Origin of the sequence: Agromyces neolithicus (assembly GCF_039529735.1) — a bacterium.
Lineage (GTDB): Bacteria > Actinomycetota > Actinomycetes > Actinomycetales > Microbacteriaceae > Agromyces > Agromyces neolithicus.
Genome location: NZ_BAAANJ010000001.1, coordinates 166,163 through 189,933 on the forward strand (window position 1 = coordinate 166,163; position 23,771 = coordinate 189,933).

Genomic DNA, 23,771 nt, shown 5'->3' on the forward strand with positions numbered 1-23,771 from the left:
AGTGCTGACGATCAAGTCCGCCGGCGCTCTGGTGGCGAAGCAGTCGTTCACGCCGACGGCTGGAGACCACTTCCTCGACCTCGACGTCGAGCTCGACAAGGACAAGGACTACTGGATCGACCTGACGTTCAGCAGCACCGCAGATCTCGAGTTCGTCGAATTCGAGCAGCTCGACCTCCGGCCGTCGACGGTCGGCGGAGATCTCGCCGTCGTCGACGCACCGGTCACCGTGCACTGGACCGGACCGCAGGGCTACTTCGCGCTCCCCTACCGGGGCTGGGCTGTCGCCGGCTACACGGCCGCCGGTGCGCGCGCCACCACCCCGATCGTGGAGTCCGGCTTCGTCCTCGACCCCGACGCGGTGCAGGCGAGCACGGGGATCGGCGGACCGCAGAGCGTCGACGACGTGAACGCGCAGGCGGCGGAGCCCGACCCCGCGCACGCCTATGTGCCGGTCGTCGAACCGCCCGTGCTCGCCTGCCAGCCGACGCCGGGCTCCCAGGTCGCCACGTGCCCCCCGACTCCGCTCGCGGGAGCGCAATGGCAGGGACCGCGCACGAATCTCGCCGCGGGGGCCGAGTCGATGCGCTCCTCGCGGCTCGGCGCGGACAGCATCGCGATCGGTGGAACAGCCGGCGCCCCGGGCGGCGGCGGCGCGGCCGGCAGCGGAACGCTCGGCGCGCTGATGACCCGACTGAGCGTCGCCGGCCCATCGGTGTCGCTCGCGGTCGGGCTCGGCCCGCTCGGTGGATCCGTCGGCGTCGGCCCGAGCTTCGGCTACCAGGACTACCAGGACATGAACGGCGACGGGTTCCCGGACTCCATCCGCCGGGGCCTCATCCAATACACCGGGCCGCGCGGCGGTCTGCTGCCCAAGACGGAGATCCCGGCCCCGCTGGTCGACTACACGAGCCAGAACTTCACCGTGAGCGCCCAGGCCGGGTTCTCGGCCGGCCTGCTCGACATCAAGCCGACCAGCAAGGGCAACACCAACGGGACGAAGAACAACGGCTCGAGCGGCACCGGCACGAAGTCGTCGTCTGCGACCAGCGGGCAGCAGGCGAACTCGAGCGACTCGGGCCTCGCCGGCAGCCCGGGGGTCAGCTTCGGCGGCGACGCGAACTTCAGCTGGACCAACCCGAACGAGTCCGAGGGGCACGACCCGGCCGGCCCGACGGCGAAGCACGGGGGAAGCCTCGCGGACATCGGCGAGAAGGGCGGCGACGACGACCCCGCCATCCTCGAGCAGGAGTTCGCCGACGTGAACGGCGACGGACTGCCCGACCGGGTCGTCGCGAACGGCGACGGCGTGTTCGTGAACTACAACCTGGGCTACGGATTCGCGCCTGCGGCGGTGCAGATCGCGACCGGCGGATTCGAGACGCAGACCTCGAGCGGCGCGTCGCTGAGCGCCGGATTCTCCACGCCGGTCGGTGAGTTCTCAGGCGGGCTCGCGTTGAACTGGGACTGGGACCGCTCGCAGTACGCCTGGATCGACGTGAACGGCGACGGCATCCTCGACAAGCTCCACCAGCTCGGAACGAGCGGCAGCCCCATGGTGCAGTACGGCACGGGCTCGAGCTTCACCGTGCCGAAGCCCTACGGCGACTTCGTGGTCGCCTCCGACATCTCCGGCGCGCCGCAGGGCCAGCAGATGAGCTTCGACCGCAGCGACAGCATCGGCGGCGGCTTCGACTTCACGCTCTACATCGGGCCGCTCTGCCTGCCGTCGCCCCTGTGCTACCTCGTCATCAACCCGGGCGCCTCGTACCAGAACTCGCTCAGCGCGAGCGAGGTCACGCTCGAGGACATCGACGGCGACGGGTTCCCCGACTCGCTCTCGTCGAGGAGCGACGAGAACGTCACGGCCCGGCTGAACAAGCACGGCGAGACGAACCTGCTCGCGGCCGTGCACAACCCGATCGGCGGAACGATCGAGATCGGGTACGACCGCGAGGGCAACGAGCGCGACCACCCCGGGTCGGTGTTCACGATGGCGGAGGTGCGGCTCGACGACGGACGCACCGATACCGACGCGAACGACCTCGCGTTCGAGTACGAGTACGACGACCCGAAGTTCGACCGGCTGTTCCGACAGCCCCTCGGGTTCGCGGAGGTCACCGCGCATGAACTCGACCCGACCGACGGGTCGGTGCAGCGATCGACGGTGCGCACGTACCTCAACGACAACGTCTTCGTGGCCGGACTGCAGACCTCCGAGACGGTCCAAGATGCCGCAGGGACGGCGTTGCGCAGTTCCGTGCAGCAGTGGGCGTTCCGCGACATCCGGGACGTGCCGGGCGACTTCTCGCCCGTCGAGGCCGTCGACCCGGTCGCGCTCGCTGACCTGGGCGACCTCGGCGACCTCACGGCGTCCGGCGCCCTCGGGCGTTCCATCGCCGCGCTCATGGTCGAGGACGAGTCCCGCTTCCACGACGATGCGGGCATCGTGCGGCAGGAGACCCATACCTCCTACGTCTACGACGGGTACGGCGACGCCCTCCGCACGCACGACCACGCCGAGCTCGAGGATCCCGACGACGACCTGCTGACCGAGATCGTGTGGTCCGACTGCGGCATCTCGTCGTCGATGGACCCGCAGTGCCCGCCGCAACCCGACCGGCCCTCGCCGTTGTGGTCCGCGGACGTCTGCCCCACCTGGGTGCACACCCCCGCGATCCTGACCGAGAGCAACGGCAAGACCGGCGCCGACCGCGTCGACTACCGCCGCGTCGACGGATCCGTCGACCTCTGCAACAACCAATCGGTCACGCACCTCGTCGAATCCATCGACGGCGACGGCGCGGTCGCCATCACCGACCTGCAGTACGACTCGTGGGGCAGTTATGATCGCGTGGTCTACCCCGAGGACGCGGACGGCATCCGCTACGCCGTGGAGTACGCGTGGGACGAGGACCGCCACTCCGACATCGCGAAGACGACCGAGTACGACTTCACCGACGACGAGGCGCAGGTCTTCCTCGACTACGACGACGACACCACTCCTGCGCCCATGCGCGTGGGTCTCACGAGCGAGGCGACCTTCGACCCGCTGGCCGGCAAGGTGCGGACTCGCACGGACGGCGGCGGGCTGGTCACCGGCTACGCCTACGACTCGCTCGCCCGGCTCATCCGCGTCGACAACCCGAAGGCCTGCGCCGTGGTGGAGTACGCGTACGCGCCGAGCACGTCCGGGTACTCGTACGGCGTCGCGGCGCATCTCGACGACGCCTCCGCCACGCCTCCCGACCGGACCCTGGACGACCCGTGCGCTCCGCAGTCGCCGGCTCCGCCGAAGCCGGACGCGATCGAGACGGTCCAATTCGTCGACGGGCTCGGCCGCGTCATCCAGACCAAGCGCGACGCCAGGGTGACGGATGACGCGGGGCAGGCGGTCGACACCCGGATCGTGAACGGCCGGATCGTGGCCGACTCGCTCGGGCGTCCGATCGAGGAGTACCGCCCGACCGTCGACACTGCGGCATCCGCCACGGAGTTCGAGGATTCGGCGCCGGCGACGCTGAAGACCGCCACCACCTGGGATCTCCTCGATCGCGAGACGCTGCGCATCGAGCCGTCGGTCGCGAAGCCCGGCGGGCGCGACACGACGACCGAGTACGGATTCGACTCCGTCGACGGCGTGACGGTCATGACCGCGGTCGAGACCGACCCGCGGAACCGCGTGAGCACCGGATGGATCGACGTACGCGGCAACGTCCGTGCCTTCGAGGACGACCCGGCCCTCGAGATCGCACGCACGACCTCGTACGAGTACGACGGCACCGGGCTGCTCGTCGGGGTGACCGACTACGCCGACCGAGCGACGACGCACGCGTACGACCTGATGGGCCAGCGCACCGAGACGACGACCCCCGACGGCGGCCTCGTGGAGTTCGCCTACGACGCGGTCGGGCGGCTCTCGACCGAGCTCACCCCGAAGCTGCGCGACACAGGGCAGGAGCCGACGCGGTACGCCTACGAGCTTGACCGGTTGGTATCGATCGACTACACCCAAGGCACGCCGTCGGTGCGGTACGAGTACGGCGAGGCCGCCGACGGCGGCGGCGCCGGGCGTGTCGTGGGCATCGAGGACGGCTCGCGCATCCTGACCCGCGAGTACGACGAGCTCGGCGAGGTGGCGATCGAGACGGCCGAGATGAAGCTGCACAACTGGGGGCCGGATGTGTCGGATCCGGAGCGCTTCCAATGGACGACGCGCTTCACGAGGGATCCGCTCGGGCGACTGACGAATGTCACCCTCCCCGACGACGAGACGCTCCACTTCGGTTACGACTCGGGCGGGCTCCCGCAGTCCGTATACGGGGCCGAGCCAGGCCTCGAGCGCGAACTGGTCGGCTTCGACGAGTTCGGCGAACCCATCTACGTCGACCGCCCGGTCATGCGCCGGTACGACTACGTGCTCGACCGCGGCTACGACGAGCTGTTGCGGCCGACCGCGACCGCACTCGGCAACGGGGTCGAGACCGACTGGACCTACGAGGCGGACACGACCTGGCTCGCCGGCATCCGTACCGTCTCGCCGAACCGTGGTGTCGGCGATCGCGGACCCGACTACCAGGAGGTGATGGACCTCCACTACACGTACGACCTCGTCGGCAATCCGAAGACCTACGCGAACGACCTCCCCGCCGACGTGGCGAGTCTCTTCGGCGGTGTCGTGAAGCAGACATACGAGTACGACGGCTACGACCGCCTCGACTTCGCCTCGGGCGAGTGGGCGCAGGCGCCCAAGCAGCTCCACCGCTACTCGTTCGACCTCGCGTACGACGACGACGGCAACGTCGAGTCGAAGACCCAGGTGCACACGGTCAACGGCAAAGCGCAGAAGGAGACCTCGTACTCGTTCGACCGAACGTACTCGGCCGATCGCCCGCACCAGGTCAGCACGCAGGGCGCCGACCGCTACCACTACGACGCGAACGGGAACCTGACCGGCATCAGCGACTCGAGGGACCGGTGGGTGCGGCAGATCGAGTGGAACGCAGCCGACCGGATGACGCGCGTCATCGACGGCAACACCTCGACCGACTACCGTTACGACGACGCGGGCCGGCTGGCGATCGAGCGCGGGCCGAACGGCGAGACCGCGTTCATCAACGAGTGGGCGACGGTGCGCAACGGCAACGAGCTCGTCAAGCACATCTGGCTCGACGACGAGCGGATCGCGAGCCAGCGCGATCCGGGCGACGACCCGTACCAGGAGGAGCGGCAGCGGTACTGGATCCACACCGACCTGCAGGAGAGCACGAACCTGCTGACCGATGTGAACGGCAACACGTTCCAGCACCACGAGTACTTCCCGACCGGGGAGGTCTGGGTCGACGAGTCGAGCACCGTCTACCGAACGCCGTACCAGTACGGCGGCGGCTACGCCGACGAACGACGCGACCTCATCGCGTTCGGCGAGCGCTGGTACGACACGCGCAGGGAGCTCTTCACGTCGCCCGACCCGGCGCTGGTCGACGATCCGACCGCGATGGTCGGCCAGCCCGACCTCCGCGCCGCATACACCTATGCGGGCGCCAACGCCCTCGCCTTCGTCGACCCGGGCGGCGACCGGTTCGGCGCAGTGCTGAAGAATGTGGCAAGGCCGTTTACGGCGCTCAAGTCGAAGATCGGCCAGCTCGTCGCGAAGGTGCAGGCCAGTCGCGCCGCAGCCGTCGCTGCGAAGCCTGCCGCGGCCGCCGGACCGACGGCGAAGGCAGCGGCGACCGTCAAGGCAGGCGCCAAGGCAAAGGTGGGCAAGCCCTCGACGCAAAACCAGCAGCAGGCCGGACCGATGAAGCTCAAGGCGAAGCTCTTCACGGCCGATACGGCCGACACCGTGGTGGCGCAGGCGAAGGCGCAGTTCGGGTCGAAGCCTCTGCCGGGCTGGAACTCGCGCTGGGAGGCGAACTACAAGCTGGCCGACAAGGCGGAGCCGAACGCGCTCTTCGAGTACGACAAGAACACGAAGAAGCTGTCGATCCAGGCCCCATACGGCGACGCCAAGAAGACGTTGCGCAAGTTCAAGTGACCCCGCGCGAGACAATGAGCGCATGCCCATCCTCAACAAGGACATGCAGGTCTGCATCTCGCTCGCCGGTCACCCGTCGAATCTCGGCACGCGGTTCCACAACTTCCTCTACGACGAACTCGGCCTGAACTTCATCTACAAGGCATTCACGACCGACGACGTCGAAGGCGCAGTGCGCGGCATCCGTGCCCTCGGAATCCGCGGATGCAGCGTCTCGATGCCGTTCAAGGAGGCGGTCATCCCGCTCGTCGACGTGATTGAGGATTCGGCGGCGGCGATCGAGTCGGTGAACACCATCGTCAACGACGACGGTGTGCTCACGGCGTCGAACACCGACTACGAGGCGATCGCGGGGCTCATCGCCGAGCACTCGCTCGACCCGGCGTCGCGCGTGCTCGTGCGCGGATCGGGCGGCATGGCGAACGCGGTCGTCGCCGCGTTCCGCGCAGCGGGATTCGACGACGTCACGGTGCTCGCGCGCAATGCGGCCGCCGGGCCGGCGCTCGCGGCGAAGTACGGGTACGCGTGGGTCGCCGATGAGCCGGCGGCGGATGACCCTGCCCGCGTCTTCGACGTCATCGTGAACGTCACTCCGCTCGGCATGCAGGGGGCGGATGCCTCGGCCCTCGCCTTCTCGCTCGAGCTCATCGCCGCGGCATCCGTCGTGTTCGATGTCGTGGCGTTCCCGGCCGAGACGCCGCTCATCGTCGCCGCCCGCGCCGCGGGCCAGACGGTGATCTCGGGCGCCGAGGTGCACGCGATGCAGGCCGCCGCACAGTTCGAGCGCTACACGGGCGTGTCAATCACGCCCGAGCAGATCGCCCGCGCGGCGGCGTTCTCGCGCGCCGAGTAGCCGACTCCTCCTCCACACGCGGCCACGATGTGAATCTCTGTGCTTCTCGTGCGAATTCTCGCTCCCACCGCCTCGCCACTGGAATCCTTGCCCGGACAGGCGCAAGATGAAGGAGTGATCGAGTTGAACGAACCGCAGGTGTGGACACTCATCGGGGTGTTCGCTGCCGCATTGTTCGGGGTGATCACCCTTGTTGCGACGATGTTCGTCCGCGTGATCCGCAGCGAGATCGGCGGCCTCCGCGGCGAGATCATCGCGGAACTCGCGGGCGTCAACCGGCGCATCGACGCCCTCGACCGCGATGTGCAGGCACTCGTGAAGCACACCTTCGGCATCGACCGCGGCTGAGCGTCACGCGGGTCTCGATACTCTCCTGCGTCGCTACTCGACCGACAGGGGGCAAGTAGACTGGCACGGTCAGGCATTCGCCCCGCGGCATCCGCCTCGCCGCCGTCTTCTGGAGCTCGCCACTCGTGACCATCGAAACTCCCGCCACCATCGCTGCACCGACGACCCCGGTGCTCGACACCGTCGAGGTCGCTGCGGGCACGCCCGAGAAGGAGCAGCCGTACGCTGCGCTGGGCCTGAAGCCCGACGAGTACGAGCGCATCCGCAATATCCTCGGCCGCCGCCCCACCAGTGCCGAACTCGCGATGTACTCGGTCATGTGGAGCGAGCACTGCTCGTACAAGTCCTCGAAGATCTACCTGCGCCAGTTCGGCAAGAAGGTCACGCCCGACATGAAGAAGCACCTCATGGTCGGCATGGGTGAGAACGCGGGCGTGCTCGACATCGGTGAGGGCTGGGCCGTCACCTTCAAGATCGAGTCGCACAACCACCCCTCGTACATCGAGCCGTTCCAGGGCGCCGCGACCGGCGTCGGCGGCATCGTGCGCGACATCATCTCGATGGGCGCCCGCCCGGTCGCCGTCATGGACGCGCTGCGCTTCGGTGCCATCGACCACCCCGACACCGCCCGCGTGGTTCACGGCGTGGTGAGCGGCATCAGCTTCTACGGCAACTGCCTCGGCCTGCCGAACATCGGTGGCGAGACCTGGTTCGACCCGGTGTACCAGGCGAACCCGCTCGTCAACGCGCTCGCGGTCGGCGTGCTGCGCCACGAAGACCTGCACCTCGCGAACGCCAAGGGCGCGGGCAACAAGGTCGTGCTGTTCGGCGCTCGCACGGGCGGTGACGGCATCGGCGGCGCGTCGATCCTCGCGTCCGACACGTTCGCCGAGGGCGGCCCGACCAAGCGCCCCGCGGTGCAGGTCGGCGACCCGTTCGCCGAGAAGGTGCTCATCGAGTGCTGCCTCGAACTCTTCGCGGGCGACCTCGTCGAGGGCATCCAAGACCTGGGCGCGGCCGGCATCTCGTGCGCGACGAGCGAGCTCGCGTCGAACGGCGACGGCGGCATGTCGATCGTGCTCGACGACGTGCTGCTGCGCGACCCCACCCTCACGCCCGAAGAGATCCTGATGAGCGAGAGCCAAGAGCGCATGATGGCCATCGTGCGCCCCGAGAAGCTCGAGGGCTTCCTGAAGGTCGTCGAGAAGTGGGACGTCGAGACGAGCGTGCTCGGCGAGGTCACCGACACGGGCCGCCTGAGCATCATGTGGCACGGTCAAGAGATCGTGAACGTCGACCCGCGCACCGTCGCCGTCGACGGCCCGGTCTACGAGCGCCCCGTCGCCTACCCCACCTGGATCGACTCGCTGCAGGCCGACACCGCGGCCGGCCTCAAGCGCCCCACGAAGTCCAAGGCACTGCGCGAGCAGTTCCTGCAGCTCGTCGGCTCGGCCAACCAGGCCGACGCCGCATGGGTCACCAGCCAGTACGACAACTACGTGCTCGGCAACACCGCGCTCAGCTACCCCGACGACGCGGGCATGGTGCGCGTCGACGAGCAGTCCGGCCTCGGCGTCTCAGTCGCGACCGACGCGAACGGCCGCTACTCGCAACTCGACCCGCGGCAGGGGGCCAAGCTCGCGCTCGCCGAGGCCTACCGCAACGTCGCCGTGACCGGAGCGAAGCCCATGGGCGTCAGCGACTGCCTCAACTTCGGCTCCCCCGAGAACCCCGAGGTCATGTGGCAGTTCTCAGAGACGGTCGAGGGCCTGAGCGACGGATGCCTCGAGCTCGGCATTCCCGTCACCGGCGGCAATGTGAGCTTCTACAACCAGACCGGTGACGTGCCGATCCACCCGACGCCCGTGATCGCGGTGCTCGGCGTCATCGACGACGTCGCCCGCCGCATCCCGAGTGGATGGCAGGACGACGGCCACAACATCTACCTGCTCGGCGACACCAAGGCCGAGCTCGACGGCTCGGCCTGGGCCGGCGTCGTGCACGACCACCTCGGCGGGCGCCCGCCGGCCGTCGACCTCGCCGGCGAGCAGCGCCTCGCCGAGCTGCTCAGCGCGGCGGCGATCGAGGGCCTCATCGACTCGGCGCACGACCTGAGCGACGGCGGCCTCGCGATCGCCCTCGCCGAGGCGGTCAGCCGCTTCGGTGTCGGCGCCCGGGTGTTCCTCAGCGAGGTCACCGGTGATGCCGGCATCGACGTCGCAACCGCGCTGTTCTCCGAGTCCACCGGCCGGGTCATCGTGTCGGTCCCCCGCGAAGACGACGTGAAGTTCCGGGGTCTCTGCGAGGGCCGCGGCTACCCGGTACGGCGCATCGGCGTCACCGACGCGGCATCCGGTGCCCTCGAGGTGCAAGACGCGTTCACCGTGACGATCGACGAACTGCGCTCGGTGAACCGGGCGCCGCTGGCCGACGCGTTCGGACCGGTCGTCGGGTACTGAGCGCCGGTCGAGGCTTGGATCGAGCAGCGAAGCGTATCGAGATCGAGAAGCGTATCGAGACCGCATGACCCAACACACCGACAATCGCGAGTACACCGAGGCGTACGCAGCCGACCACGGCCGCTTCGCCGTGATTCCAGCCGCCTACGTGCTGCTTCGCCGTGGCGACGAGGTGCTGTTGCAGCTGCGACGCGGCACGGGGTACTACGACGGCCACTGGGCGTGCGGGGCCGCCGGCCACGTCGAGCGTGGCGAGACGCTGCTCGCCGGCGCCGCCCGCGAGGCTCTCGAAGAGCTTGGGGTCGAGGTCGACGAGTCCGACCTCGAGGTGCTCACCGTCATGCACCGCACCGGTGCGACGGGCCTCGCTATCGACGAGCGCATCGACGTGTTCTTCCAGGTGTCACAGTGGCAGGGCGACCCCCACCTCGTCGAAGACAAGGCCGCCGACCTCGGCTGGTTCCCGCTCGACGCGCTGCCCGACCCCGTCGTACCGCACGAACTCGCCGTCATCGAGGCCCTGCGCGAGCGTCGTCTCGCCCCGATCACCACGTTCGGGTTCTGACATGGGCGGCGATCTCGCGTTCTACGGAATGCTCGCAGCGGGGGCGCTGGCGCTCTTCGCGCTCGTCATCGTCATCGGCATCGTCATGCGCTTCGTCAAGGCGCCGAGCGGAGCACGGTGGCGCCACGCGTTCGGCCCGCTCATGGGCGCCGGCGAGAAATACCAGGAGCTGCACACCGGGCAGAAGGGCCTGCAGGACTCGGTGATCGAGTCGATCCAGGAGCAGGAGACGAAGGGCGCCAAGCGCGAGACCGGCGAGGGCGCCAAGCACGAGACCGGCGAGGGCAGCAAGCCCGAGCGGGGTGAGCGCAGCACGCCCGAGCGGGGTGGTGAGGACGACAGGCCCGACTCCGACGCCGACCCGTCGACGCGCTAACGGTCGGCGCATCGCGGCTGTGTGTCACTGGAGCATGCGGCGAGAGTGCCGCTCGATAACCGCGAACGGATTCGATCGCGGGTCACTGGTAGATGAACAGTCGTTCTAATCCGGCGAGTGGGCTGACGTCCTGCACTGCTGAGCCGCTCAGGTTGAGTTCGGTGAGGTTGGTCAGTCCGGACAACGGGGAGAGATCAGTGAGGGACGTGTTGCCCGAGAGGTAGAGCCGCTCGAGATTCGTCAACCCGGCCAGGGGTGTCAGGTCGGACAGGCTCACGTTGATCGTCAGGTGAAGCTCGATCAGGCCGGTCAGCTCGGCCAGGGGCGTGAGGTCGGTCAAGTCCGGGCTCTCCGTTACAAGGAGCCTGCTGAGGCCACCAAGCCCGGCTAACGGCGTGAGGTCCGTGACAGCAGGATTCCTGGACAGCACGAGTTCGGTGAGATCGGTCAGATCAGCCAACGGGCTGACATCGGTGAGGTTGCCTAGACCGGCGAGCGTCAGCTTGTCGAGGCCGGTCAGTTCCCGCAGCGGACTGACGTCGGCGAGAGGGCCGTCGGTCACCTCGAGGGAGGTGAGACCGGTCATCCCTGCAAGCGGCGTGAGATCACTCAAGTGCGGATTGTTCACCAGCCAGAGGGTGTCGAGGGTGGGATGGCCGGCCAGTTCGGACAACTGGGCGAAATCTGTGAGGGCCGGGTTATCGATGAACTTCAGCTCGGTGAGATTCGGAAGTGCGGCGAGCTGTTCGATCCCATCGAGGGTCGCCATTCCCCTGCAGTCCACCTCGGTCAGCTGCTCAGGGTCCTCGACGCCGAACAGAGCCATGCTGTACTGAAGGCACTCCTCCACGTTGCCATCCGTGGGTAGGGTCGGCGGCCAGGTGGGAGTGGTCGACGGTTCGGCGGAGGCCGGATCTTCGGAGACGGGTTCTTCGGAGACAGGTGCACAACCGCTCAGAACGGCCACCGCCCAGACCGCCGCGATCAGGCCTACCGTCTGCCGGGCCGGCCATCTTCGAGAGGCTCGCATCGCATCAGCGTATACGCGCCCCACGATGGCACGGCTCGGGGACACCCCTTGATGCAGCGCGAACTCCGATGTTCACCCGCGAGAGCGCCGAGCGCTACGAGCAACCGTCAGCCCGGGGCATCCGACCGTTCACGCTGCGGGGGCCGCGCGTCGGCTGCTCCGCGACGCGGCCAGTATGACAGCGCCCGCTCGGCCATCGCCGTGATCGTGAGCGAGGGGTTCACGCCCGGATTCGCCGGAACCGCGGCGCCGTCGACGACATGCAGGCCCGGATGCCCCCACACGCGGTGATACGAGTCGACGACGCCGGTGCGCGGCGAGTCCGAGATCACGGCGCCGCCGAGAAAGTGCGCCGTCATCGGAATGCCGAACACCTCGGGCCACGAACCGCGCGCTGCGGTGGGCACGCCGCCGTCGCGCTCCACGCGGGCGGCGATCGCCCGCACCGCCCGATGAGCGCCCGGCAGGTGACTGGGATTCGGTTCGCCGTGACCCTGCACGCTCGTGAGCACACGCCGCCCGAAGCGCCTTCGCAGTGACACGGTCAGCGAGTTGTCGGCGGTCTGCATGACGAGGGCGATGATGGTGCGCTCGCTCCATCGCCGCGGTACGGCGAGGCGCAGCGCGGTGAGCGGGGCCGCGATGATGCCGGCGGCGAGGGCGGCGAGGCGCCCGCCGAGCCCGCGATCGCCCGGCACGAGTCCGGTCGCGAGCATGCCCATGAGGTTCGAGCCCGGCCCGTAGCGCACATTCTCGACGTGCGTCGTCTCGTCGACGTGGAACGAGGTCGTGATCGCGACGCCCCGCGCCAGTTCGAGCCGTTCGGGGATCGAGACCGCGACCGCGCCGTCGAGCGCCTCGGAATTGGTGCGGGTAAGGCGGCCGAGTGCGTCGGAAACCCCGGGGAGTGCGCCGGAGTCCTTCATGCGATGCAGCAGCTGCTGCGTGCCCCACGTTCCCGCCGCGAACACCACCTGCTCGGCGGTGACGGTGCGCCGGTCGCGACCGAACCAGGCGCCCGACCGCTGCGTCGTCACGAGGTACCCGCCGCCGCGACGCACGCGTACCTCGGTCACGGTACGCAGCGGCTCGATCACGGCGCCGAGCCGTTCGGCGAGCGCGAGGTAGTTCTTGACGAGTGTGTTCTTCGCGCCCACCCTGCAGCCCACCATGCAGTTGCCGCACAGCGTGCATCCGGTGCGTTCGGGGCCGGCTCCGCCGAAGAACGGGTCGGGCACCGTCTCGCCCGGGGTGCCGAACCACACGCCGACGGGCGCGCGCCGAAAGGTGTCTCCGACGCCCAAGTCGCCGGCGGCAGCCTCCATGATGCGCTCGACCGGCCCCATGTGCGGGTACTGCTCGACGACGCCGAGCATGCGTTTCGCGGTGGCGTAGTGCGGTGCCAGCTCGGTCTGCCAGTCGGCGAGATGCGCCCACTGACGGTCGCCGAAGAACACCTCGCCTGGCACGTAGAGCGTGTTCGCGTAGTTCAGCGAGCCGCCGCCGACCCCGGCTCCGGCGAGCACCATGACGTGGGGCAGCTTGTGGATGCGCTGTACCCCGAAGCATCCGAGCGCCGGGGCCCAGAGGTACCGGCGCACGTTCCACGAGGTCTTCGCGAAGTCCTCATCTGCGAACCGGCGCCCGGCCTCGTAGACGTGCACGTCGTAGCCCTTGGCGCGCAGGCGCAGGGCAGCAACTGAACCGCCGAACCCCGATCCGATGACCACGACGTCGTGGTCGAAGCGCGTCGCGGTCATTCGGGCACCGCCGAGTGAGGTACCAGCACGGTGAGGGCGCTCGGGCGCACCGAGATCGTCGTCGGGCCGTGACCGAGGCGCTCGCCGTCGCCGTACACGATGAGATCGGGCGCGTCGACGCGCACCACGGTCGCGCGACGGGTCGTCACCTCTGCGCGTTCGACATGGCGGCCCGCCAGGAGCATCGGGAACAGGCGGATCAGCTTGATGCGGCCGAGCGGGCCGATGTGGGTCATATCGAGCCGTCCGTCGCTCGGGTCGGCGGCCGGGCACATCCGCATGCCGCCACCGTAGCTCGCCGTGACGCCGACGGCCACGAGCGTTCCGGGCATGTGCTTCGGCGCGTCACCGTCGACGCCGATCACGAACGGCGCCGCCCGAAGCCTCGCGAGTTCGACGAGCAGCGCGAGGTAGTAGCGCGCCCTGCCCCGCGGCCATCGAAGGGTGTTGGTGCGCTCGCTCACCCGGGCGTCGAAGCCCAGCGCGGCGACGGTGAGAAAGTGCCGCGCCGGCCCGTTCGACTCGACGACGCCGACATCGATGCGGCGCGCACGGCCGCGTACCGCGAGTTCGGCGGCATCTGCGGCATCGGATGTCTCGTGCGGCAGCCCGAGCGCCCGGGCGAGGTCATTGCCGGTGCCGGCGGGCACGAGTGCGATCGCAATGCCCGCATCGACGACGATGTCGAGCACCGACGACAGGGTGCCGTCGCCGCCGACGACGACGAGTGCGCGGGGGCGACCGGCGACGGCTTCGGCGGCCAGGCGGCGGGTGTCGTCGACGGATGCTCCGGCGAACGTCAGCACGTCGGCGCCGAGCTCGCGCAACCGGCCGAGCGCGGCGTCGGCCGCCGCAGCGCCGCGACCACGACCCGCCGTCGGGTTCACGAGCACGGCGATGTGCTCCGCCATCTCAGGCATCCGACGCGATCAGGGCCCCGGGGTTCATGATGCCTGCGGGATCGAGTTCGGACTTCACCGCTCGCAGCACACGCAGCCCGACTTCGCCGATCTCGCGTTCCAGCCATGGCGCATGATCGCGCCCGACCGCATGGTGGTGGCTGATCGTGCCGCCGCCCGCCATGATGGCGTCGTTGACACCCGACTTCACGTCGCGCCACACATCGAGGTCGTCGCCCTTCACGCCCGCGAGGATCGTGAAGTAGAGCGCAGCGCCAGTGGGGTAGACGTGCGAGACGTGGCAGAGCACGAGCGATTTCGCCCGGTGCGCGGCGAAGCCGCTGGTGATCGCCTCGGTGACCTCACGCTTCAGCCGCTCGAGGTTCGACCAGGTCGTGGCGGTCTCGAGGGTCTCGCAGAACACGCCGTGGTCGAGCAGCGCGTCACGCAGATACGGCGCACTGAAACGGCCGTGCACCCACTCGACGGCAGGCTGCTCGCCGGTCCTTGTGCCGCCGGCCGCCGCCAGCACCGCCGACGTGCGCACACGCCGCTCTGCCGCGAGTTCGGACTCGCCCTCGAAGATCGCGATGAGGCTGCACCCGCGTGCGAGCGCCTTGCCGAGGCGGCCGACCTGGGCGAGGCTCACGCCGGTCTCGGCCTCGTCCGAGAGGCGGATGACGGTGGGCCCTGTTCCGAGCTGCGCGACCCGACGCAGCGCATCGGCCCCGGCGGCGAAGTCGGCGAATGTCCACGCGTCGTGCAGCCGCACCTCGGGCAATGGGTGCACACGTAGCCGCACGTCGGTGATGACCCCGAACGCGCCCTCAGAACCGAGGAACAACCGCACGAGGTCGGGACCGGCCGACGAGCCGGGTGCCCGGCCGAGGTCGAGCTCGCCGGTCGGCGTCACGACCCGAAGCCCCGTGACCATCGCGTCGAATCGGCCGTACCCGGCGGAGTTCTGCCCCGACGAGCGGGTGGCCGCGAATCCGCCGATCGTCGCGTAGCGGAAGCTCTGCGGGTAGTGGCCGAGCTCGAACCCGTGGGCGGCGAGCAGCGCCTCGGCCTCAGGAGCGGGGGTGCCCGCCCGCAGCGTCGCCTCGCCGCTGACCTCGTCGAGTGCGACGAGTCCCGTGAGGCGGCGCAGGTCGAGGCTGATGACGGTACGCTGACCGCCGGCATCGGGATCGAGCCCGCCGACGACGCCCGTGCCGCCGCCGAACGGCACCACGGCAATGCCGCGTTCGCCGGCGAGGCGCAGTACTGCGGCGATCTGGCGGTCGTCGGCCGGGTCGATGACCGCGTCGGGGGCGTCCTGCTGCGATCGACGGCGGCGCAACAGGTCGGGTGTGGACTTGCCGCCTGAGTGTCGGATGCGCGTGTCGTGGTCGGTGCGCACGTGGGCGTCGCCCACGATTCCGGCGAGTGCGAGGCGGTCGGCCTCGTCGAGCACGGACGGCCTCAGGTCGACGTCTTCGAGTGCCGCGGCCGGCGCGCGGCGCGGGATGCGGCCGAGCATCACCGGCAACAGCGCCTTCACCGCCGCGGGCAACTGCTTCGCCTCGGCGTGGTCACCCCAACCGTTCCAGCGCATCTGGGCGCGCGGGTCGAGATCGTCGGGTGCGTCATCGTCGAGCATGCGTTACAGTGTGACACATCATGGAAGAACGTCAAGCGGTCGTCGATGCCGGGGCCGGCACGTCATCCGTCTGGGGAGCCGCCGAACGCCCCCAATGGGATGAGACCGAGCAGCGCATGCTCGATGCGGCGGTCGAACTCATCGTGGCGCGCGGCGTGCGCGGCGTCACCATCGCCGAGGTCGCCCGCAACGCTTCGGTCAGCCGTCCAACGGTCTACCGGCGCTGGGCGGGCGCCGATGACCTCGTGCGTGCCGCGCTTCTGCGCGGTGTGGTCGACATCATCGACCGGTTCGACACCCTCGCCACGACGCGAGCCGAGATCGTGCGCGACGTGATGCGGTTCTCCGACCTCTTCCGCAACGACCCGCTGTACGGCCGCCTGCTCGAGCGCGAGCCCGAAGTGTTCACCCGGTACACGCTGCAGCGCATCGGCTCGAGCCAGCGGGTGATCCTGCACTGGCTCGCCGCGTCGATCACGACCGCACAGCGGGGCGGCACGGTGCGCTCCGGCCCGCCGGGCGACATCGCCGTGATGCTGTTGCTCATCGCGCAGTCCGCGATCCTCTCGCACAACACCGTTTCCGTTCTCATCGACGAGGCGCATTGGAGCACTGAACTGTGGCACGCACTCGACGGGCACCTTCGCCCCTGACCACGGCCATCCCTCCGGCATCGGTTGTTCCCTCCTCGGCCGCCGCACTCAACGCAGGGCGCCGGGCGCGCGAACTCGACGCGCTCAGCGCGAGCGATCGCCCCGTCGACGTGCTCGTCATCGGCGGCGGCGTCACGGGCGCCGGGGTCGCCCTCGACGCTGCGGCTCGCGGCCTCTCGGTCGTGCTGGCCGAGTCGCACGACCTCGCCTTCGGCACCAGCAGGTGGAGCTCGAAGCTCGTGCACGGGGGCCTGCGGTACCTCGCCACCGGCGACGTGGGCGTCGCCCGTGAGAGCGCCGCCGAACGCCACCTGCTGATGACCCGCATCGCGCCGCACCTCGTGCACCCGCTCCCCCAGGTGCTGCCCCTCGTTGACACGGTGACCACCCGCCAGCGCGTGGTCGGCGGCATCGGCCTCGGCCTCGGCGACGGCCTGCGCCTGCTCGCCGGAACCCCCGGCACGATGCTGCCGCGTCCTCGCCGCATCGGTCGCGACGAGGTGCTGCGGCTTGCGCCCGCCACACGGCGCCACGGGCTGCGCGGCGGGCTGCTCTCGTACGACGGACAGCTCGTCGACGATGCCCGGCTCGTCATCGCACTGGCTCGAACGGCGGCCGCCCTCGGCGCCGTCGTGCTCACCCGCATGCGCGCGACCTCGGTCGGTGCCCACGGCGCGACACTCACCGACAGCCTGGGCGGCGGCTCACTGCGGGTCGGCGCACGTGTGGTGGTGAACGCAACCGGGGTCTGGGCGAGCGAGATCGACGACAGCATCCGCCTGCGCCCGAGCCGCGGCACGCACCTCGTGCTCGACGCAGCGGCGATGGGCGACCCCGTCGCCGCACTCACGGTGCCGCACCCCGGGTCGATCAGCCGCTACGTGTTCGCCCTGCCGCAACAGCTCAGGCGGGTCGTCGTCGGCCTGACCGACGAAGATGCCCCGGGCGAGGTGCCCGACGTGCCGACGCCGAGCGACGGCGAGATCGACTTCCTGCTCGCGACGCTCTCGCGTGCGCTCGAGCGGCAGCTCGGTCGCGGCGACGTGCTCGGATCGTTCGCAGGACTGCGTCCGCTCGTGGACTCCGGCGAGGGTTCGACGGCAGACCTCTCGCGACGCCACCATGTGGCCGTGTCGAACGGCGGCATCGTGAACGTGCTGGGCGGAAAACTCACCACCTACCGGGCGATGGCCGAAGATGCGGTCGACATCGCAGTGCGGCACGGCGCCCTCGCCGCCGGTGAATGCCGCACGCGCTCGCTGCCGCTCGTCGGCGCACCCGGTTCGCCGGTATCGGCGGCGGCGCCCGCGACATCCACTCCCACCGCTGCCCTGCCGCCGTCGCTCGTCGCGCGCTTCGGCGCCGAGGCCCCCGTGGTGCTGGCGTCGGCCCGCGCGAGCGCACCGTCGGCTCCGGTCGCACCCGGCATCGATGTGACCCGTGCCGAGGTCGAGTTCGCCGTGCTCGCCGAGGGCGCGCTCGACGCCGACGACGTGCTCGACCGGCGCACCCGCATCGGCCTCGTGGCCGCCGACAGTGAGCGCGCCCACGACGAGGTCGCGGCGCTCGTCGACGAGGCACTCGCCCGGGTGCCCTGAGGCGCTTCGTGATCACGGCCCACCGGGGCCGCCCTTCCGCACCTCGTTCCAGAGCGATGCCCAGTCATCGGCCGAGAGGCGCCCCGGCAACACCTCCCGCGCGAGCTCCCGCTCTCGCAGCCACTCCCGTGCCCGGGCGGCGCTCATCGGCCTCGGCATTCGCGTGAGGATCTGCGCCATTCCGTGACCGCGTCCTCGATAGACGGCGGCGACGAAGCCGCAGTACCTTCGTCGCTCCGACTCCGGCACGAGCGGCGTTGCACGGCGTCGCACGGTGAACAGTCCGGCATCGACCGATGGCACCGGCCGGAACGCGCGAGCCGGCACTCTCCGCTCGAGCCGGAACGTGAACCACGGGTCGGACTGCGCAGTCAGCAGGCTCGAACCGCCGACGCCGCAGCGCCGTCGCGCCGCCTCCCACTGGGTGAGCAGTACGGCGTCGGTCCAGTGCGCACGATCGAGCAGCGCCCGAAGGATCGCAGTGGTGAGATGGAACGGCACGTTGCCCACCACGACGTGCGGCGCGGCCGGATACCGCCAACGCAGTGCATCGGCCTGTTCGACCCGCACCCGGCCGGCGAGCCTGCGACGCAACGCGACGGCCCGGGCCGGATCGAGTTCGAGTGCGGTCAGGGGTCGATCGAGCCCTGCGAGGGGTGTCGTGAGCGCGCCGCCGCCCGCGCCCAGCTCGATGATCGGGCCATCGGTCGCAGCCACGAGGCGGACGAACCGCTCGATCGCAGCCCGATCGACGAGGAAGTTCTGTCCCAGCTCGTGACGTCCGCCGGGAAATGGGGATGAAGAAGGGTGTTCGCGTGTGCGCAAGAGTCTGCTCCGCTGCCGAGGATGGTCGGCCGGGTACGCGTGACCGCACCGCGGCCATGGTCATGGCCGAGGCGGAGTGACGTGGATGATCGGGTCGCTCCGCCTCAGGCGGTGCGGGGCCGGGCGATCATCATCGTGGCGAACTGACTACACACGAGGTTCGACGGTAGCAGAACGCCGTCGACGTGGCCACGCGACAGTCACGCGCCCGCGGGCGGGTTCGCGAGCAGTTCGACGCGATCGGCGAGATACCGTTCGAGCGGCGTGAGCGCATCGGGCTGCGTCGCGCTCCAGCGTACGAACACCTGCTCGTCGACGAGCATGAGAGGGCCGGATGTCCCATCCCGCGCGAGCTCGTCGAGGTCGATCGGGCTCGCATCGAAGTTCACAGACTCGCCCTCGGCGATGCCGCCCTTCACCGCGGCCGCGCGATATGCGCGCTGTTCGGCAACGGCTTCGGCCGTGATGCTCTTGCGCGCGGATCGCTCGGCACGCACGACCCGGCCGGTCGCCCAGGCCGAGCCCGTCTCGTCGAGCAGCAGCACCCCGAGTCGCCACACGCGGCCGGTTGGTGCCATCCGCGCGGCCCGCGGTACTCCGAGCACCCGCCGCCCGGGCACGTACTGCGCGAGCACCTCGCGGCGGGCTCCCGCCTCGGCGAGCGCGATCGCCGAACGGCTCAGGTGCTCGCGCGCTCGACCGACACCCGTCGGTGCGCCATCGGCCGGTGTCGCGGCATCCGTCATCGCGACCTGCCGATGAGTGCGAGCAGCGCCAGCCCATAGGCCTCTGCGGCATCGGGGTGTTCGAACGGCCGCTCCTCGCCACCGAGGTCGACCACGACCTCGAACGCGTCGTCGAGGCGTCGCAGCGATCTGAACGCCCCGCGCAGCAGCTCGCGCAGCTGATCTTCGCGCGGCAGCCACACGGCATCGGCGATCGCGACCGAGTCGAGCGCCCACTCGGTGGTGCCGTTGAAGGCGAGAATCGCGCCGGTCGGGGTGGGCAGCGTGTCGATGGTCATGTCGCTCACCGTGAACACGTCGGCCTCTGCCTCGGCCTCGACATTCGACGGCAGGTCGAGCTGGAACCGGTCGCCCGACTCGGGATGCCAGACGAGGCCCGAGTCGCGCAGGGCGAGCGCGAGTTCGCGTGTGATCATCTGCGTCACGGTACACGACACCACCACGCCGACGGCCCGAGTTCAACGGTGGATGCGGCGTCCCGGTGCGACACCGACGCGCACGTGTTCACCGGTGGCGGCCTCGGCGAGCGCGGCATCGAGTTCGGCGAGCGCATGGGTGGTGCCGACGAGCTCATCGAAGGGCAGCCCGTGCCACGCCCGCTCGAGGAACGCGACCGCCCGCACGAGGTGATCGGCCGAGTAGTCGTGCACGGCGGTGATCGTGATGAGCCTCCGCACCAGGGCCTCGGCGTCGACGTGCACCTCGGAACCCGGGGTCACGCTGCCGACCAGCACTGCCACGCCGCCGATGCCGAGCACGCGCACCGCGGTCTGCACCGCCGCCGGCGCACCCGATGCCTCGATCGAGGTCAGCACCTCGGGGATGCCACGACCCCCCAACGCCTCGAGCGCCGCCTCGAGGCGTTCGGGCGCGCTGCCGCGGGCGCCGGGGTCGACGGGGATCGCCCCGAGTCGCGCGGCGAACGCCCGCCGGGCTGGGTCGGGCTCCGACACGAGTACCGTCGCCCCCGCCTCGATCGCGAGCGCCGTGGCGCTGAGGCCGATCATGCCGGCGCCGGTCACGAGTACGCCAGAACCCGACAGCCGAACACGCGTCGATGCGGCATCGAGCGCGGCGACCGCGGTCGCGGTGGCGCACGACGCCGGCGCCGCGACGGGCGCGGGCAGCCGTTCTGACACCCGCACGACTGTGGTGCCCGCACGCAACTACACGTGGGTGGCGAAGCCGCCCGACAGCTCCCAGCCGCGGTGCACGCGTTCGTGGCCGTACTTCGCGAGCGACCGGCACTTCTGCGTGAGGCCACGACGGCAGCGGTCGCACTCGCCGCAGCTCACAGTGACCGACCAGACGACGCGATCGCCGAGTTCGAGCGACGAGCCGTCGCTGCGCACCGCTCCCTCGCCGACCGCGATGACTCGACCGACCTGTTCGTGCCCGAGCACGAGCGGCGCCGCCGCCGGCTGCGAACCGCGCACTGTGTTCACGTCTGATCCGCAGATCGTGGCGAGCTCGACCTCGACGAGCGCCTCGCCTGGCGAGAGATGCACACCGGGAGCGGCGAGCGCATCATGAGGTCGACCCGGCTCATTCCAGACCATGGCGACGGGCGCCGGTCTCAGGATGAGATCGGGTCCTGCGACGCGCACGACGGTGTGCATCACCCGGCGCTACTCGCCGCGCAGGCCGAGCAGTGCGGGCAGGTCGGCGATGCTCTCGATCACCGCGTCGGCACCGGCGCCTTCGAGCGCCTCCCGGTCGTGTTCGCCGCTGAGCACGCCGACGACGAAGCCCGCGCCCGAGTTCACGCCGGTCTCGATGTCGGTCGTGGTGTCGCCGACGACGACCATCGCGTCGACCGCACTCGCGCCGGTGCGCAGCAGTGCCGTGAGGGGCAGGTCGGGGTAGGGCCGCGCACGTCCTGCGTCTGCCGGCGACAGCACGAGGTCGGCGAGTCCGTGCCAGCCCAGTGCGTCGAGTTGGGCGTCGCGTTCGACGGGCGGCAGGTCGCTGATGAGAGCGACGGATGCCCCTGCCTCGCGCAATTCCTCGATCACGGCGACCGCGCCGGGGATCTCGGCCCCGTCGGTCACGGTCGTGCCGGCCATGTCGAGCACGACCAGCTCGATGTCGCCGTCTTCGTCGTCGTCATCCTCGTCGTACTCGTCGACATCCTCGTCTTCGACCTGGTCGTCGAACTCATCGGGGTCGTCGGTATCGTCGTCGATGCCGTCGCCGAGCTCGGCGAGCTCATCGATCTCGGCGAGCTCGTCGTCCCCGAGCGGGGCGATGGCATCGAGCAGCTCCTCCGCCGGCGCGGAATCCGTCGAGTTCGTGGTCATGGCGCGCCTTTCTGCGGGCTCACCGGAGGGGCCTCGTCGCGGGTGCTCGGCAGCGTCCGCGGTTCCGGTGCTTCGACCGTATTCAGCGACCGTCAACGACCGAGGGCGGGTTGGTTACGAGAAGGTGAACCGCGTGAGGCGGCTGCCACCGGACAGGCGTCGCCGGTCGACCCGCGCCGCGCTCAGCGACGGATGCGAGCAGGCCCGAACGCCGCTCCGACGCCGACGGTGACGATCGCGGCGACGAGCAGGCCCATTCGGCCCGTGATGATCGCGATGACCGCGAGCACGACGCCGATCGCGACGAGCACGCGCGCGATCACCAGCCGCACCTTGCGGCGCGAGAAGAATCCCGGCTTCGGGTCAGGCGCGCTCATCGTGCCACCGTGAACTCTGCGCCGGTCGCGCGCTCGGCGAAGCCCCAGACCCGCGCGGCGATCGCGGTGTCGGTCGACGTGCGAGTCGGCCGGTGCAGCACCGGCGGGCCCTTCGTCACGTATCTCGGACCCCAGAACTGACCGCCCTCCACGCCGGGCGAGGTGAGTGCGTGCAGTATCGTCTCGGCGCCGCGGTGCTTGCCCTGGGCCCACATGGCCTGCATGGAGTCGGCGAAACGCTTGCCCGCGGTCGGCGCGTTCACGCCCGGCACGCGCGGCGTTCGCCCGCCGATGGAGTAGCCGGGGTGGGCGACGATGCTCGACACCGGGACATCCGATGCGCGCAACCGTCGATCGAGCTCGAACGCGACCACTTGCGACGCGATCTTCGACTGCGCGTAGGCACGCCACGAATCGTAGCTGCGCGTGAGCTGCAGGTCGTCGGTGCGGAACGTCGAGAGCATCGTCGAGAGCGACCCGACCGTCACGATGCGGCCGCCAGGCGCGAAGTGCGGCAGCAGGCGGGCGAGCAGCGCGAAGTGACCGAGCACGTTGGTGGCGAGCACGAGCTCGTTGCCGTCGACCGATTCGCGGCGCTCGCGGGGGGCGTGCACCATGCCGGCGTTCGCGACGACGCCGTCGAGCGGCGGCCCGGCGACGAGCACATCGGCACCAGACTGCACCGAGTCGAGCGACGAAGTATCGATGACGAGGGTCTCGACCGAGCTCAGGGACCGCGCCGCCGGACTCGCGTCGCGGATCGCGGCCGCCGCCGCCTCGAGCCGCTCAGGGCTGCGCCCGCTGAGCACGACGTGGGCGCCGGCGGCGGCCATGCGTGCGGCCGTGAAGAACCCGATGCCTGCATTCCCGCCGGTGACCAGCACGCGACGACCCGATTGCGCGGGCAGCGCGGCCGGGTACCAGCTCACAGTTCGCCCGAGGCTGCGCCGCCGGCGAGCTCCTCGTGGTGCTGGATGACCTCGGCAACGACGAAGTTGAACCACTTCTCGGCGAATGCCGGGTCGAGGTGGGCGTCGATGGCGAGCGCCCGCAACCTGGCGATCTGCCGCTTCTCGCGATCGGGATCGCTCGGCGGCAGGCCGTGCTGCGCCTTCAGCCGGCCGACCTGCTGGGTGAACTTGAACCGCTCGGCGAGCAGGTGGATGAGGGCGGCGTCGATGTTGTCGATGCTCGAGCGGATGCCGAGCAACGCGCTCAGCGCGGCATCGCGGTCGTCGAAGGCCCCATCAGTCATGGTTTGAGCGTACTTGGCGAGCCGGCATCGACACAGCGTGCGGCGCGG

At 70.1% G+C, this 23,771-nt stretch carries 21 protein-coding genes; 8 read left to right on the forward strand and 13 right to left on the reverse strand.

What is annotated here, in order from left to right:
• Position 1: 1 nt before the first annotated feature.
• The 6 genes from ABD164_RS00780 (at position 2) to ABD164_RS00805 (ending at position 10,638) form a co-directional block, all read left to right on the forward strand.
• Entirely contained in the window at positions 2-6,037 is a 6,036-nt protein-coding gene (locus ABD164_RS00780) for a toxin TcdB middle/N-terminal domain-containing protein (protein ID WP_344292419.1), read from the forward strand.
• Positions 6,038-6,059: 22 nt separating this feature from the next.
• Positions 6,060-6,890 (forward strand): shikimate 5-dehydrogenase, encoded by an 831-nt coding sequence (locus tag ABD164_RS00785; protein ID WP_344292421.1) that lies wholly within the window; start codon positions 6,060-6,062, stop codon positions 6,888-6,890.
• Positions 6,891-7,004: 114 nt separating this feature from the next.
• Complete coding sequence (locus tag ABD164_RS00790) at positions 7,005-7,238, forward strand: hypothetical protein (RefSeq protein WP_344292423.1); 234 nt, start codon at positions 7,005-7,007, stop codon at positions 7,236-7,238.
• A 125-nt stretch (positions 7,239-7,363) separates the two neighbouring features.
• Positions 7,364-9,697 carry a phosphoribosylformylglycinamidine synthase subunit PurL gene (purL, locus tag ABD164_RS00795; RefSeq protein WP_344292425.1) on the forward strand — a complete coding sequence of 778 codons (2,334 nt, stop codon included), beginning with the start codon at positions 7,364-7,366 and terminating at the stop codon, positions 9,695-9,697.
• Positions 9,698-9,761: 64 nt separating this feature from the next.
• Entirely contained in the window at positions 9,762-10,262 is a 501-nt protein-coding gene (locus tag ABD164_RS00800) for an NUDIX hydrolase (protein ID WP_344292428.1), read from the forward strand.
• Position 10,263: 1 nt separating this feature from the next.
• The gene (locus tag ABD164_RS00805) at positions 10,264-10,638 is read left to right on the forward strand and encodes a hypothetical protein (RefSeq protein ID WP_344292430.1); all 375 of its coding nucleotides are present in this window, start codon (positions 10,264-10,266) and stop codon (positions 10,636-10,638) included.
• A gap of 82 nt (positions 10,639-10,720) precedes the next feature.
• On the opposite strand, the gene ABD164_RS00810 is transcribed toward ABD164_RS00805, so the two are convergent.
• The 4 genes from ABD164_RS00810 to ABD164_RS00825 form a co-directional block, all read right to left on the reverse strand.
• Entirely contained in the window at positions 10,721-11,668 is a 948-nt protein-coding gene (locus tag ABD164_RS00810) for a leucine-rich repeat domain-containing protein (RefSeq protein WP_344292432.1), read from the reverse strand.
• A gap of 107 nt (positions 11,669-11,775) precedes the next feature.
• The gene (locus tag ABD164_RS00815) at positions 11,776-13,428 is read right to left on the reverse strand and encodes a GMC oxidoreductase (RefSeq protein WP_344292434.1); all 1,653 of its coding nucleotides are present in this window, start codon (positions 13,426-13,428) and stop codon (positions 11,776-11,778) included.
• Entirely contained in the window at positions 13,425-14,339 is a 915-nt protein-coding gene (locus tag ABD164_RS00820; RefSeq protein WP_344292436.1) for a YegS/Rv2252/BmrU family lipid kinase, read from the reverse strand. The genes ABD164_RS00815 and ABD164_RS00820 overlap by 4 nt, the downstream gene beginning before the upstream one ends.
• 1 nt (position 14,340) lies before the next feature.
• Positions 14,341-15,969, reverse strand: a complete 1,629-nt coding sequence (locus ABD164_RS00825) for an FAD-binding oxidoreductase (RefSeq protein ID WP_344292438.1) — start codon at positions 15,967-15,969, stop codon at positions 14,341-14,343.
• Between the two features lie 20 nt (positions 15,970-15,989).
• Here ABD164_RS00825 and ABD164_RS00830 point away from each other — a divergent pair, with 20 nt between their 5' ends.
• The gene (locus ABD164_RS00830) at positions 15,990-16,622 is read left to right on the forward strand and encodes a TetR/AcrR family transcriptional regulator (protein ID WP_344292440.1); all 633 of its coding nucleotides are present in this window, start codon (positions 15,990-15,992) and stop codon (positions 16,620-16,622) included.
• On the forward strand, positions 16,589-18,220 hold the full coding sequence (locus ABD164_RS00835) for a glycerol-3-phosphate dehydrogenase/oxidase (RefSeq protein WP_344292442.1): 1,632 nt from the start codon (positions 16,589-16,591) through the stop codon (positions 18,218-18,220). Before ABD164_RS00830 ends, ABD164_RS00835 begins: the two co-directional genes overlap by 34 nt.
• A 12-nt stretch (positions 18,221-18,232) precedes the next feature.
• Here ABD164_RS00835 and erm read toward each other — a convergent pair whose 3' ends face one another.
• The 9 genes from erm to ABD164_RS00880 all read right to left on the reverse strand — a co-directional run bounded on the left by erm (position 18,233) and on the right by ABD164_RS00880 (position 23,723).
• The gene (gene erm / locus ABD164_RS00840; protein WP_344292444.1) at positions 18,233-19,045 is read right to left on the reverse strand and encodes a 23S ribosomal RNA methyltransferase Erm; all 813 of its coding nucleotides are present in this window, start codon (positions 19,043-19,045) and stop codon (positions 18,233-18,235) included.
• Positions 19,046-19,245: 200 nt separating this feature from the next.
• The gene (locus tag ABD164_RS00845; protein WP_344292447.1) at positions 19,246-19,791 is read right to left on the reverse strand and encodes a hypothetical protein; all 546 of its coding nucleotides are present in this window, start codon (positions 19,789-19,791) and stop codon (positions 19,246-19,248) included.
• Positions 19,788-20,207 (reverse strand): pilus assembly protein CpaE, encoded by a 420-nt coding sequence (locus tag ABD164_RS00850; protein WP_344292449.1) that lies wholly within the window; start codon positions 20,205-20,207, stop codon positions 19,788-19,790. Before ABD164_RS00850 ends, ABD164_RS00845 begins: the two co-directional genes overlap by 4 nt.
• A 42-nt stretch (positions 20,208-20,249) precedes the next feature.
• Entirely contained in the window at positions 20,250-20,930 is a 681-nt protein-coding gene (locus ABD164_RS00855) for a zinc-binding dehydrogenase (protein WP_344292451.1), read from the reverse strand.
• A 27-nt stretch (positions 20,931-20,957) separates the two neighbouring features.
• Positions 20,958-21,410, reverse strand: coding sequence for an alcohol dehydrogenase catalytic domain-containing protein (locus ABD164_RS00860; RefSeq protein WP_344293357.1), 453 nt, complete (start codon positions 21,408-21,410; stop codon positions 20,958-20,960).
• A 9-nt stretch (positions 21,411-21,419) separates the two neighbouring features.
• Entirely contained in the window at positions 21,420-22,091 is a 672-nt protein-coding gene (locus ABD164_RS00865) for an HAD family hydrolase (protein ID WP_344292453.1), read from the reverse strand.
• A 182-nt stretch (positions 22,092-22,273) separates the two neighbouring features.
• Positions 22,274-22,468, reverse strand: coding sequence for a hypothetical protein (locus ABD164_RS00870; protein ID WP_344292455.1), 195 nt, complete (start codon positions 22,466-22,468; stop codon positions 22,274-22,276).
• Positions 22,465-23,397, reverse strand: a complete 933-nt coding sequence (locus tag ABD164_RS00875) for an SDR family NAD(P)-dependent oxidoreductase (RefSeq protein ID WP_344292457.1) — start codon at positions 23,395-23,397, stop codon at positions 22,465-22,467. The genes ABD164_RS00870 and ABD164_RS00875 overlap by 4 nt, the downstream gene beginning before the upstream one ends.
• On the reverse strand, positions 23,394-23,723 hold the full coding sequence (locus ABD164_RS00880; protein WP_344292459.1) for a chorismate mutase: 330 nt from the start codon (positions 23,721-23,723) through the stop codon (positions 23,394-23,396). The genes ABD164_RS00875 and ABD164_RS00880 overlap by 4 nt, the downstream gene beginning before the upstream one ends.
• Positions 23,724-23,771: the final 48 nt, after the last annotated feature.